Source organism: Enterobacter cloacae complex sp. HYC042_NIDB, from assembly GCF_056673315.1.
This window is the reverse complement of record NZ_CP109650.1, coordinates 703,821-716,992: the sequence shown is the minus strand read 5'-3', so window position 1 is coordinate 716,992 and position 13,172 is coordinate 703,821. Positions and strand designations below refer to the sequence as shown.

Genomic DNA, 13,172 nt, shown 5'->3' with positions numbered 1-13,172 from the left:
GTTAACATGCGTACAAATTGTCGTCAAGCGAATGCGCCGACGGAGATCACAGGTTGTTGAATTTGGGAGGAAAGCCAGATGCCGGGTGGCGGCTTCGCCTTACCCGGCCTACGTTTGGATTGTGGCAAAATGAGCTTACTGCCAGCCATATCGACGCGCATAGAATCCTTTCACCATCTGCGTCAGCACCATATAGCCCGCGAGGATCGCCACCAGCCACGGGAAGTAGCTCAGCGGCAGCGCCTGAAGTTGCAGGTAACCTGCAAGAGGCGAGAACGGCAGCGCGATACCCAGCGCCATCACAATGCCCGTCATTACAATCAGCGGCCACGCGGCACGGCTCTGGATAAACGGAATGCGCCGCGTGCGGATCATATGCACAATCAGCGTCTGGGACAGCAGCCCTACCACGAACCAGCCGGACTGGAACAGCGTCTGGTGTTCCGGCGTGTTGGCGTGGAACACAAACCACATCAGGCAGAAGGTCAGAATGTCGAAGATGGAGCTGATCGGCCCAAAGAACAGCATGAAGCGGCCCAGATCGGCCGGGTTCCAGCGCTGCGGCTTCTGGATCTGCTCGTCATCAACGTTATCAAACGGGATCGCTACCTGAGAGACATCGTACATCAGGTTCTGGATCAGCAGGTGCAGCGGGAGCATCGGCAGGAACGGCAGAAACGCGCTCGCCACCAGCACGCTGAAGACGTTACCGAAGTTGGAGCTGGCGGTCATTTTGATGTACTTGAGCATGTTGGCGAAGGTGCGACGCCCTTCAATGACGCCCTCCTCCAGCACCATCAGGCTCTTTTCCAGCAGGATGATATCCGCCGCTTCACGGGCGATATCCACCGCGCCGTCCACGGAGATGCCAATGTCCGCCGCACGCAGCGCGGGCGCATCGTTGATGCCGTCGCCCATAAAGCCCACCACGTGCCCTTCACGACGCAGCAGCGTCACAATGCGCTCTTTGTGCATCGGCGTCAGGCGGGCAAACAGCGTCGTGCGCTGGGCAAGCTGCGCCAGTTCGTCGTCGGTGAGGTGCTCAATGTCGCTCCCAACCACCACGTCGCCCGCGTCCAGCCCCACTTCGTGACACACTTTGGCCGCCACCAGCTCGCTGTCGCCGGTGAGAATTTTGACGGTGATGCCGCTCGCCTTCAGCGCCTTCAGCGCCGGTGCGGTGGTCTCTTTCGGCGGATCGAGGAATGCGATGTAACCCTCGAGGATCAAATCGGATTCGTCGATACGCTGATAGTCCCCCTCCCGCGCGGGCAGGAATTTGCTCGCCACCGCCACCACGCGCAGCCCCTGACGGTTCAGGTTGTCGGTGACGCGCTTGATGCGGCGCAGCATGGTGTCGTCCAGCGGCACGATCTCCCCGTTATGGCGAACCTGCGTGGAGACGTTCAGGATCTCCTGCAGCGCGCCTTTGCAGATCAGCTGGTGCACGTCCGGCTGCTCGCTCACCACCACCGACATGCGGCGGCGCTCGAAGTCGAACGGGATTTCGTCCACCTTCTGCCAGCGGCCGGAGAGCGTACGGGCGGCCTCCTCGTCCACGCCTTCCAGCACCGCCACGTCGAGCAGGTTTTTCAGCCCGGTCTGGTAGTGGCTGTTCAGCCACGCGCTGTGGAGCACGCGCTCGCTGGTTTTACCGGCGATGTCGGTGTGGTTCTCCAGCACGATTTTATCCTGCGTCAGGGTGCCGGTTTTATCGGTGCAGAGAATGTCCATTGCGCCAAAGTTCTGGATGGCGTCGAGATGTTTGACGATCACCTTTTGTTTAGAGAGTTTGACCGCCCCGCGCGCCAGCGTGGAGGTAACAATCATCGGCAGCATTTCCGGCGTCAGGCCGACGGCCACGGAGAGCGCAAACAGCGCCGCCTCCCACCAGTCGCCCTTGGTGTAGCCGTTGATCAGCAGCACGATTGGCGTCATAACCATCATAAAGCGGATCAGCAGCATGCTGACGCGGCCAATCCCTTTCTGGAACGCATTCGGCTCGCTCTCCTGCTCGCTGACGCGCCCGGCAAGCTGTCCAAACCAGGTATTGCCGCCGGTGGCGGTGACAATTGCCTGCGCGGTACCGCTGACCACCGTGGTGCCCATAAAGCACAGGGTGTCGCACTCGAGCGGGTTCATCTGCTGCGGGTCGCGGCTGCGCGATACCTTCTCAACGGGCAGGGACTCGCCGGTCAGGGAGGCCTGCGCCACGAACAGATCCCGCGCCTGGATGATGCGTAAATCCGCCGGGATCATGTCTCCCGCCGCCAGCTTCACCAGGTCGCCCGGCACCAGCTGGTCAATGGGCAGCTCAACCCAGGCGTTTTCGCCGAGGTCGTTAATCACGCGCGAGACGGTTGCGGTGTTGCTGACCATCGCTTTCAGGGCGTCCGCCGCTTTGGTGGAGCGGGCTTCCTGAATGAAGTTCAGCAGCGTGGAGATACCCACCATCAGGGCAATCACGCCCGCGGCAAAGAGATCTTCCGTCGCGTAAGAGATAATGCCGAGTACGGTCAGCAGCAGGTTGAACGGGTTGCGGTAGCAGAGCCACAGGTGCACCCACCACGGAGAGGGCTTCTGCGCCGGGATCTGGTTATCGCCGTGCACGGCGCGGATTTTTTCCACTTCAGACGCGTTCAGCCCTTCCGGATGGCCGCCAAAGGCGCGCCAGACTTCGTTTTCATCCATCGCCGCCACGTTCAGGCAGCGTTCGGTCAGGGACGCCGGGATCGCCGCTCCCGCCATGTTTTTGGCATTGGGCAGCGGATCGCGCTGAACAAGACGGTGTGGCAGATGGCGGCTCAGCAGCGCCTGCAGCTGCCGGGTGATATTTTTAAACATAGACATTCCTCCGCATCCGCCAGGCGGACGCAGCATTCCCTTCAGGCGTGGCAAAGCCGTACCTGTCAGGCACTCAATTTTTCAAGCAGGAACGTTTGGGACGTTGCTGCCTCACATTACCGGTGAGACAGCAAAAGCTGGCTTACCGGAAAGAACAAATTCTCCCGTTCAGGAGAGGTGCGGGATCGGGATCCATAAAGCCTCCGGTAAGTAAAAAAACAGGGTGTCGCCGCGCAGTATAAAGATTTAAGCGTACCCTTTGTGACGATTCGGGCGGTATTATACGCGCCTGCAAATAAACAGTACGTAAACCAGACTTTGCCCATAGCGAAATCGCGCTATAGCATTAGGCTCAATTGACCATTTTGTCGTTGTTACAGGGAATACAGCATGCAGAACCGCCTTACAATTAAAGACATCGCGCGTTTAAGCGGCGTGGGGAAATCAACCGTCTCACGCGTGCTGAACAACGAAAGCGGCGTCAGCGAACGCACCCGCGAGCGCGTTGAGGCGGTCATGAATCAGCACGGTTTTTCCCCTTCCCGCTCCGCGCGCGCCATGCGCGGGCAGAGCGATAAAGTGGTTGCGATCATCGTTTCGCGTCTGGATTCCCTCTCCGAAAACCTCGCCGTTCAAACCATGCTGCCTGCCTTCTACGAGCAGGGCTATGATCCGATCATGATGGAGAGCCAGTTCTCGCCACAGCTGGTGGAAGAACATCTCGGCATGCTCCAGCGCCGTAACATTGACGGCGTGGTGCTGTTTGGTTTTACCGGCATTGACGAGGAGATGCTGAAACACTGGCAGCCGTCTCTGGTGCTGCTGGCGCGCGATGCCCACGGTTTTGCCTCCGTCTGTTATGACGATGAGGGGGCGATTATCACCCTGATGCAGCGCCTGTACGAAGAAGGCCACCGCCACATCAGCTATCTGGGCGTGCCGCACGCGGACGTTACCACCGGCAAGCGCCGCCACGAAGCCTATCTGGCCTTTTGCAAAAAGCACAATCTCCCTGCCGTGGCCTCCCTGCCGGGGCTGGGCATGAAGCAGGGCTACGAGCAGGTCGCCAGCGTCCTGACGCCGCAGACCACCGCGCTGGTGTGCGCCACGGACACCCTTGCGCTGGGTGCCAGCAAGTATCTGCAGGAGCAGCGCATTGATAACCTGCAGGTGGCGAGCGTCGGCAGCACGCCGCTGATGAAGTTCCTGCACCCTGAAATTATCACCGTCGATCCGGGCTACGCCGAGTCCGGCAGACAGGCCGCCGCACAGCTGATCGAGCAGATCAACGGGCGGAGCGAGCCGCGCCAGATCGTTATTCCTGCCCGTCTCTCATAACCCCCCTGAATCGTTTATTGTGATCTTCGCCCGATTTCGGGAACGTTCCCATTTTCGCCGTCACGCTGAAGGAGTAGGCTTGCGCTCAGGTCATTACCCCCCTCAACATCTGTCATGAGGTTTCATGATGAGTAAAGTCAAACAAGCAGATATCGATCGGCTGATCGTCCTGGTCGGCGGCCGCGAAAACATCGCCACCGTCAGCCATTGCATTACCCGCCTGCGCTTCGTGCTGAACGATCCGGCCAAGGCCAACCCGAAGGCGATTGAAGAGCTTTCCATGGTGAAAGGCTGCTTCACCAACGCCGGACAGTTCCAGGTGGTGATTGGTACCGAAGTGGGCGATTACTATCAGGCTCTGCTGGCGACTACCGGACACTCTTCTGCCGATAAAGAGCAGGCGAAGAAGGCGGCGCGCCAGAATATGAAGTGGCACGAGCAGCTGATTTCCCACTTTGCAGAAATCTTCTTCCCGCTGCTGCCGGCGCTGATCAGCGGGGGCTTAATTTTGGGCTTCCGTAACGTCATCGGCGATGTGCCGATGAGCGACGGTAAAACCCTGGCGCAGATGTACCCGGCGCTGCAAAGCATCTATGACTTCCTGTGGCTGATTGGCGAAGCGATCTTCTTCTACCTGCCGGTCGGGATCTGCTGGTCCGCGGTGCGCAAGATGGGCGGTACGCCAATTCTCGGTATCGTACTGGGCGTCACGCTGGTCTCTCCGCAGTTAATGAACGCTTACTTACTTGGTCAGCAGGTGCCTGAGGTATGGAATTTCGGTCTGTTTACCATCGCCAAGGTGGGCTATCAGGCGCAGGTCATTCCGGCCCTGCTGGCGGGTCTGGCGCTGGGCTTTATTGAGACGCGTCTGAAGCGCATCGTGCCGGATTACCTCTACCTGGTGGTGGTGCCGGTCTGCTCGCTGATCCTGGCCGTCTTCCTGGCGCACGCTTTTATCGGTCCGTTTGGCCGCATGATCGGCGACGGCGTGGCCTTCGCGGTGCGTCATCTGATGACCGGCAGCTTCGCGCCAATCGGTGCCGCGCTGTTTGGCTTCCTGTATGCCCCGCTGGTGATCACCGGCGTGCACCAGACCACGCTGGCCATCGATATGCAGATGATTCAGAGCCTCGGCGGTACCCCGGTCTGGCCGATTATCGCCCTCTCTAACATCGCACAGGCCTCTGCGGTGACCGGCATCATTATCGTTAGCCGTAAGCACAACGAGCGTGAGATCTCCGTTCCGGCGGCCATCTCCGCCTATCTCGGCGTCACCGAACCGGCGATGTACGGCATCAACCTGAAGTACCGCTTCCCGATGCTCTGCGCGATGATCGGCTCTGGCCTGGCGGGCCTGCTGTGCGGCCTGAACGGCGTGATGGCGAACGGGATTGGCGTCGGCGGCCTGCCGGGGATCCTCTCCATCCAGCCTACTTTCTGGCAGGTGTTTGCCCTGGCCATGGCGGTGGCGATTATCGTCCCCATGGCGCTCACCACCGTGGTTTACCAGCGTAAGTTCCGTCAGGGCACGCTGCAGATTGTTTAACTTCATCTTTCGGGGCGCAGTTGCGCCCCTTCGCATTTGCAGGAACGCACTATGAATACCCTTCCTCACTGGTGGCAGAACGGCGTCATCTACCAGATTTACCCAAAGAGTTTTCAGGACACCACCGGCAGCGGCACCGGCGATCTGCGCGGCGTGACGCAGCGGCTGGATTACCTGAAAACCCTCGGCATCGACGCTATCTGGCTGACGCCGTTTTATATTTCCCCGCAGGTGGATAACGGCTACGACGTGGCGAATTACACCGCCATCGACCCGTCCTTTGGCACGCTGGATGACTTTGACGAGCTGGTTGCCGAAGCGCACGAACGCGGCATTCGCATCGTGCTGGATATGGTGTTTAACCATACTTCCACGCAGCACGCATGGTTCCGCGAGTCGCTGAACAAAGAGAGCCCGTACCGCCAGTTCTACATCTGGCGCGACGGTACGCCGGAGCAGCTCCCCAACAACTGGCGCTCCAAGTTTGGCGGCAACGCCTGGCGCTGGCACGCCGAGAGCGAGCAGTATTATCTTCACCTTTTCGCGCCCGAGCAGGCGGATCTCAACTGGGAAAACCCGGCGGTGCGCGCCGAGCTGAAAAAGGTATGCGAGTTCTGGGCCGATCGCGGCGTGGACGGCTTGCGTCTGGACGTGATTAACCTCATCTCTAAAGATCAGGATTTCCCGGACGACACCATTGGCGACGGTCGCCGCTTCTACACTGACGGCCCGCGCATCCACGAATATCTCCAGGAGATGAGCCGCGACGTCTTCACCCCGCGCAACCTGATGACAGTGGGCGAGATGTCGTCAACCTCGCTGGAGAACTGCCAGCAGTACGCGTCGCTCGACGGGCGCGAGCTGTCGATGACCTTTAACTTCCACCACCTGAAGGTGGACTACCCCGGCGGCGAAAAGTGGACGAAGGCAAAGCCGGACTTCGTGGCGCTGAAAACCCTTTTCCGCCACTGGCAGCAGGGGATGCACAACAAAGCCTGGAACGCGCTGTTCTGGTGTAACCACGACCAGCCGCGCATCGTGTCGCGCTTTGGCGACGAAGGGGAACACCGTGTTCACGCTGCAAAGATGCTCGGCATGGTGCTGCACGGCATGCAGGGCACGCCGTACATCTATCAGGGTGAAGAGCTGGGCATGACCAACCCGCACTTCAGCCGCATCACCGACTACCGCGACGTGGAAAGCCTGAACATGTTCGCCGAACTGCGGGCCAATGGCCGTGAGCCGGATGAATTACTGGCGATTCTGGCGAGTAAATCCCGCGATAACGGGCGAACCCCAATGCAGTGGGACGCGTCGCACAATGCGGGCTTTACCGAGGGCGAGCCTTGGATTGGGGTCTGCGATAACTATGAAACCGTGAATGCCCGTACGGCGCTGGACGACCCGGATTCAGTGTTCTACACCTATCAGTCGCTGATTCGTCTGCGCAAAACCCTCCCGGTGCTGACGTGGGGAGATTATGACGATCTGCTGCCGGAACACCCTTCCCTGTGGTGCTATCGCCGCCAGTGGCAGGGCCAGACGCTGATGGTGGTGGCGAACCTGAGCCGAGAGCGCCAGCAGTGGCAGCCGGACCCGGTACAGGGCGCATGGCAGGTCGCACTCAGCAACTATGAGGACGTCCCCTCTCGTCCCGATACGCTGCAACTGCGCCCGTTTGAAGCCATCTGGTGGGTGCAGGAATAAACGTCAGGAGATACAGCATGCTGTATCTCCTTTTTTTATGTTTAGCGATACGCTAAATGTACGACGATAACTTTTACATCACGGCGTACCGAAAATAAAAATAGTCCTGCCAATTAAATAACCTCGGCAGGACATGATGAAAAAGACAATTATTAAAGTAACGTGTATTAGCGCATTATTATTGAGCACACAGGGATGGTGCGGAAATACGTCCGTCGACCTTCGCTTTGGCCATAATACGCGCTCTGACGTAAATGATTCACGTATTAAGGTTATGCATCAGGCGGATAACGGTTTTTACTTCTCCGTTGAAGCCGCACAAAACCATAACGACACCTTTTTTGGTGATACCGACCGAAATAATCCCGATGACAAAGGATTAACGGAGGCGGCACAGGAGATTGAAACGCGCTGGCGCTTCAATCTGGGCAATGGCTTTGCCGTTGCGCCTGGCATGGTGACGGTTTTCACCCCCAGTAATACCCACTATCGCCCCTTCATTCAGGGCTGGAAAGCGTTTGATAACGGTCTGAATCTTTCCGCCCGTTACCGTTATAACACCATCAATGACACGCACAGCGACAAAGAACTCGACGGCAGCGGCTATACCCGCCGTCAGTCACACCAGTTCGACATTTGGTTCGCGTACAACATTGGCAAATTCGGTATGTCCTACAATCCGCGCTTCCGCTGGCAGGATAATGTCGATCAGGGAACCGGGGATGATACCTACTGGGAGCATACCGTTGCGTTCAACTACCAGCTCGACGATGGCTGGACGCCTTACGTCGAGCTGGTGTCACTGGATAAAACCTATATCAACAATGACGGCAACCATGAAAATGATTATGCCGTACGTCTGGGGATAGTGAAGCAGCTCTGACGGCCTGACTACACCGTATCGTGCTGCAGCAGCCTGCAGCCGATACGGTCCACGGCGCTTAACAGTTCAAGCTGTCCCTCCCGCTGATACAGCGATACCGCGTTAATGTCGATCGATAACGGCCAGCATAGCGTTGAGATCGACGCCAGCGTCGCCCCCTGACGGGTAATTGCAATAATCTTTAAGCCCTTGCGCAGCGCGTTTCGCGCCATTTCTATCAGCGACTGTGTCTCCCCGGATTTGCTGATCAGCACCAGCGTCCCCTTCGATACCCGTGTCAGCTGGTGCATGTCATTCAAAATAAGATGCGGCAGGCTCGCCAGCGATAAAAAGCGCGACAGGTAGTTGAGGCTGGTAAGCGAGGCGCCGCGTGCGTACAGATAGATATGGCTGGAATGGATGAGCAGCCTGGACACCTCCGCCACAATGTCGTCCGCCTGCGGACCCGCGTCGGGCACTGCAGGCGCAGGGGTAAAATGATCGCGTAAAAAACGATACCGAAGCTCGGTATAGCTTTTATACCCCATTTTTTTACACACACGATTAACGGATGTTGTCGTTGTAAAGGTATCACGGGCAATCTCTTTTGCCGAAATATTAGAAATATTACACGCGTGATGCTGAATATATTCAAATATCAAGCGTTCACTTCCCTGGAATGAATTCATATATTACACCCTGTTTAATCCCGGCATGATATTAACACAACAGAGAAATAGTCTCTGGAAGGCGCTTCACACATTGCATTTACGCGTATCGCGATACTTAATTAGTATTAGCAAACGTTAAAAACTGTTTTAGGTTCTCTTTATACTTTCCCTGTTTTCACATCCAGGGAATTATGACAATGACGAAACAGAAAGTTGTCGCGGTAACGGCCTGCCCGACGGGCATTGCACATACCTTTATGGCGGCGAATAAAATTATTGCATGGGCTAAAGAGCACAATATTGAGGTTAAGGTCGAAACGCAGGGCAGCGACGGCGTTAAAAACCGCTTAACGAAGCAGGATATCGCCTCCGCCACGGCCATTATTCTGGCAATCGACGTCCCCATTCAGGATGCCGAGCGCTTTGAAAACATTCCCCACCTTCAGACCCGCACGCAAGAGCTGATCAAGCATACCGATCGCTATCTGCGTCAGGCGCTTGCCATGGAAAAAAACGTCACGACTGTCGTACATGAAGACGAACTCCAGCCTTCGGCTTACCAGATTTTTATCGGCCATATCATGGCGGCCATCAGCTATATGCTGCCGGTGGTGGTCATGGGCGGGCTGATGATGGCAACGGCTAAAATTACCGGCCAGTTTATTAACATCGACCATTCGCCGTTCAGCGTGCTGGATAAAGTGGGCTTTATGACCATTAAGTTCATGTATCCGGTTTTCGCCATGTATCTGGCGTTTTCCATTGCCGGCAAACCGGCGCTGATCCCCGGACTTATCGGCGGCATCATGTCAGACGAGGTCTACAAGCGCTTCTTTGATATCGAAGGCTTTATGCCGTCCGGCTTTTTCGGCGCGATCGGCATTGGCTTTTTTGTGGGCTATCTGGTGCGCTGGCTGAATGATTCCATTCACGTCCGCCAACAGCTCACCACCATCAAGACCATGCTTGTCGTCCCGCTCATCACCGGCATTACGCTGGTGATGGTCATGGAATATTTGATTAACCCGATTTTTGGCTCGCTTAACCAGCTGATGGTGCTCTTTTTTACCTCGGCAGGTGACACCGGGCGCGGATTCTATTCCGCGATGATCGCCGCAGGCACCGCGTTCGATCTGGGCGGCCCGGTCAACAAGGCGGCAGGCTCAGTCGCGCTCGGCCTGAATGGCATGAGCGAAACGTTTGATCTCACCGCCCGCGAACTCTCCATCGTGATCCCCTCTATTGGCGTCGGCTTTGCCGCGTTCCTCAACGGCCGCTTTGGACTACCGGATGTTTTTAGCCGGGAAGAGAAAACCGTTGGCAGCACCTCGTTGCTGTTGGGCGTGATTGGGATCTCCGAAGGCGCGATCCCGTTCATCCTGAAAAACCCACGTCTGATCCCGGTGTTTATGACCGGTGCCGTCGCCGGCGCGCTGGTCGCCATTGCACTCGGCGTGAAGCAGACGCTGCCGCTGCCGGCCATCTGGGGCTGGCCGCTGGCAACCAACGTGGCGGGCTACCTGGCGAGCGTCTTTATTGGCGCACTGATTTGCGCCCTGGGCGTGCTTTACGTCAGCCCAAAGAACGCCAGCTAAGGGGAAGGTCATGAATCAGATCCACGTCATTGCCCATACGCACTGGGATCAAGAGTGGTATTTCACCCGTCAGGACAGCATGGTGCTGGCGTCATATAACTTTGCGGACGTCATCGACACGCTGGAGCACGACCCGGCTTACAGCTGCTATCACCTTGACGGACAGATGGCGGTGGTAGAGGACTTTCTCGCCATCAATCCCGAGTATCGCACCAGGCTGGAGACGCTGGTCAGAGCGAAAAGGATTTTTGTGGGGCCGTGGTATACCCAGACGGATACCTACAACGTGCATGGCGAATCCATTATCCGCAACCTCAAATACGGCATCTTCTCTGCCCGTAAGCTGGGGCACGCCATGCAGGTTGGGTATCTTCCGGATACCTTCGGCCACAATGCGCAGATGCCCACGATTTTGCAGGGCTGCAATATCGACAACATCGTCTTCTGGCGCGGTATCGATCACGACAGACAGGCGAAAAGCAGCCAGTTCCTCTGGCGCGCGCCGTCAGGGGCGACCGTTATCGCCTGCGCGATGGCGCTCGGTTATGGCGCGGCTAAAAACATCTCTTCAGACGCGAGCCATTTGCAGGGAAAAATCTATCCGATGGTCAATCTCCTGCGCTCGCGGGCCGGAATAAATGACCTGCTGCTGCCCTGCGGTGGCGATCAGGTCAGCATCGACCCGGCGCTGCCGAAAATCCTGCAGGTCGCCAGCGCACGCTCCCCGGATGAGGACCGGTACGTCATCAGTTCGCTGGAGCGCTACGTCGACATTCTGCGCGCGCAGCGTGAGCAGTTTGAATTCTGGGAAGGAGAGCTGAAATCGCCGCGCTACACCCGCATCCATAAAACGATCGGCTCCGTGCGCTACGACATTAAAAAGAAAAATGATGCAGTTGAGCAGTTCATCCTGCGGCAGCTGGAGCCGACAATCGCCATGGCGCGTCATCAGGGGCTGCCGGTCAACCTCTCGGTGGTCGATACGCTCTGGAAGAAGCTGTTGCGAAGCCATGCCCATGACTCCATCGGCGGCTGTAACAGCGATGCCACCAACCGCGATATTTTGCATCGACTGGAGCAAACCGAACAGCTGTGCCATAGCCTGTGGAACCTGGTGGTGAAAACCCTAGCCGCCGCCTGCGCTCGGGAAGGCGATCTGCTGATTTTTAACCCGCTGGCCACGCAAACGCAGCGCGTGGTGAAAACCACTCTCTATAGCCGCGCTGAAAATATCGCCCTGATGTATCAGGGGCAGGCCATCCCCTTCGACGTCCTGGAAAGAGACGTGTTGCCCGGCGGAACGGCGATCTCCCTTAACGCCGAAGGCGAGTGTGAAACACCCCTTCCCCCTTATTACCGCTGGCACGTTGCTGTGAAAACACCGGTTCTGCCGCCGGTCGGCTATCTCAGCGTTAACGTTGAAGATGACCCGGCGCCTTTCCGGCAGCCTCAACAGACAACGGGCAGCGAGATAGAGAATGCACATTATCGATTAACGCTGGACGACGGAACGCTAACCCTGCACGACAAACGCAGCGGCAGATGCATCCCCTCGTTCTTTACCCTTGAAGACTGTGCGGATGCGGGCGACAGCTACGATTTCTCACCGCTTGCGGGCGATACCCCGACGCGATGCGACCATTTCACGCTCGTCGGCTGCCTGAAAACGCCGCTTGTCGAAAAGCTGATCGTTGAAGCCACCCTGTTTCTTCCGCCAGATCTCGCCAGACGCCAGGATACTGCCCGAACGCCGTTATCCATTCGTCTGGAGTGCACATTACGCGAAGACGATCCGAACCTGTACGTCGAGGCTTCGCTGGAAAACAGCCACTGCGATCACCGGCTACGTTTACTGATCGGCAGCGATATTCGCACCCGTCACGCTATCGCCTCCCAACCCTTCGCGATAATCCAGCGCGATACGGGGTGTGAGAGTGGAAACTGGCAGGAGCGCTATCGCGAGATGCCCGTCGATATCGAAACCACCGAAGGTATTATCGCTGTCGCGGAAGCGGGCAAAGCGCTGGTGGTGAATAGTCGCGGTATGAAGGAATTTCAGATTATCGGCAGCGAACCCGCGACGATTGCCCTGACGTTATTTAAAGCGACGGGCGTGCTCGGGCGCAACGATCTCGACTGGCGACCGGGCCGGGCGTCCGGCATTAATAATACGGTGGTTGAGACCCCCGACGCCCAGTTACTGAAACCGCTGCACTTTTCATTTACCGTCGCGCTGGCCGACAGCGCCGATCATCTCACGCTTCGCCAACTGGAAAATCAGGCGGCCGGACAGCCCTTCACCTATCAGCGGCAAACGCTACATACGCTCGATCACCGACTTGAGCGCTTTGCGTTGCGTCTGCCCGAGCATCAGCTTCCGGCACAATTCTCATTATTGACCCTGCCGGAGCCGCTAGTCCTTTCTGCCCTGCCCCATGCGCAACGATCGAATGGCACCGTCGTCCGGGTGTTTAACGCCGGGACGCAGCCGGTTCCCGTCCCGGAAAGTCTGGCGGGGCTACGTCAGATCAACTATCTGGAAGAGCCTGTGCCGCCGGTAACGGCAATCCCCGCTTTCGCAACCTGCGATTTTTTGATGGAGGCTTAAT

Annotated in this window: 8 protein-coding genes; 6 read left to right on the top strand and 2 right to left on the bottom strand. The window is 57.5% G+C overall.

The annotated features are described in order from the left end of the window. Nucleotides 1-135 precede the first annotated feature (135 nt). On the bottom strand, nucleotides 136-2,844 hold the full coding sequence (gene mgtA, locus OKF39_RS03430) for a magnesium-translocating P-type ATPase (protein WP_045259608.1): 2,709 nt from the start codon (nucleotides 2,842-2,844) through the stop codon (nucleotides 136-138). A gap of 390 nt (nucleotides 2,845-3,234) precedes the next feature. On the opposite strand from mgtA, the gene treR reads away from it, so the two are divergent. The 4 genes from treR to OKF39_RS03410 all read left to right on the top strand — a co-directional run bounded on the left by treR (nucleotide 3,235) and on the right by OKF39_RS03410 (nucleotide 8,318). Then, nucleotides 3,235-4,182: a trehalose operon repressor TreR gene (gene treR, locus OKF39_RS03425; protein WP_028015312.1), complete on the top strand. Its 948-nt coding sequence runs from the start codon at nucleotides 3,235-3,237 to the stop codon at nucleotides 4,180-4,182. A 127-nt stretch (nucleotides 4,183-4,309) separates the two neighbouring features. Next, on the top strand, nucleotides 4,310-5,728 hold the full coding sequence (gene treB, locus OKF39_RS03420; RefSeq protein WP_045259643.1) for a PTS trehalose transporter subunit IIBC: 1,419 nt from the start codon (nucleotides 4,310-4,312) through the stop codon (nucleotides 5,726-5,728). A 51-nt stretch (nucleotides 5,729-5,779) separates the two neighbouring features. Beyond that, on the top strand, nucleotides 5,780-7,435 hold the full coding sequence (treC, locus tag OKF39_RS03415) for an alpha,alpha-phosphotrehalase (protein WP_047364049.1): 1,656 nt from the start codon (nucleotides 5,780-5,782) through the stop codon (nucleotides 7,433-7,435). Between the two features lie 136 nt (nucleotides 7,436-7,571). Further along, on the top strand, nucleotides 7,572-8,318 hold the full coding sequence (locus OKF39_RS03410; protein ID WP_402740795.1) for an oligogalacturonate-specific porin KdgM family protein: 747 nt from the start codon (nucleotides 7,572-7,574) through the stop codon (nucleotides 8,316-8,318). Nucleotides 8,319-8,326: 8 nt separating this feature from the next. On the opposite strand, the gene OKF39_RS03405 is transcribed toward OKF39_RS03410, so the two are convergent. Next, a complete protein-coding gene (locus OKF39_RS03405) occupies nucleotides 8,327-8,986 on the bottom strand; it encodes a MurR/RpiR family transcriptional regulator (RefSeq protein ID WP_041911449.1) in 660 nt (219 codons plus the stop codon). A 179-nt stretch (nucleotides 8,987-9,165) separates the two neighbouring features. On the opposite strand from OKF39_RS03405, the gene OKF39_RS03400 reads away from it, so the two are divergent. Both OKF39_RS03400 and OKF39_RS03395 read left to right on the top strand, forming a co-directional pair. Then, nucleotides 9,166-10,563, top strand: a complete 1,398-nt coding sequence (locus OKF39_RS03400) for a PTS fructose transporter subunit IIC (protein WP_402740794.1) — start codon at nucleotides 9,166-9,168, stop codon at nucleotides 10,561-10,563. A gap of 10 nt (nucleotides 10,564-10,573) precedes the next feature. Beyond that, complete coding sequence (locus tag OKF39_RS03395; protein WP_479983470.1) at nucleotides 10,574-13,171, top strand: glycoside hydrolase family 38 N-terminal domain-containing protein; 2,598 nt, start codon at nucleotides 10,574-10,576, stop codon at nucleotides 13,169-13,171. Nucleotide 13,172: the final 1 nt, after the last annotated feature.

What these genes read in the sequence shown, in the direction of transcription:
- treR (WP_028015312.1), top strand. Translation starts at nt 3,235, where the DNA reads ATGCAGAACCGCCTTACAATTAAAGACATCGCGCGTTTAAGCGGCGTG.
- treB (WP_045259643.1), top strand. Translation starts at nt 4,310, where the DNA reads ATGAGTAAAGTCAAACAAGCAGATATCGATCGGCTGATCGTCCTGGTC.
- OKF39_RS03410 (WP_402740795.1), top strand. Translation starts at nt 7,572, where the DNA reads ATGAAAAAGACAATTATTAAAGTAACGTGTATTAGCGCATTATTATTG.
- OKF39_RS03395 (WP_479983470.1), top strand. Translation starts at nt 10,574, where the DNA reads ATGAATCAGATCCACGTCATTGCCCATACGCACTGGGATCAAGAGTGG.
- mgtA (WP_045259608.1), bottom strand. Translation starts at nt 2,844, where the DNA reads ATGTTTAAAAATATCACCCGGCAGCTGCAGGCGCTGCTGAGCCGCCAT.
- treC (WP_047364049.1), top strand. Translation starts at nt 5,780, where the DNA reads ATGAATACCCTTCCTCACTGGTGGCAGAACGGCGTCATCTACCAGATT.
- OKF39_RS03400 (WP_402740794.1), top strand. Translation starts at nt 9,166, where the DNA reads ATGACGAAACAGAAAGTTGTCGCGGTAACGGCCTGCCCGACGGGCATT.
- OKF39_RS03405 (WP_041911449.1), bottom strand. Translation starts at nt 8,986, where the DNA reads ATGAATTCATTCCAGGGAAGTGAACGCTTGATATTTGAATATATTCAG.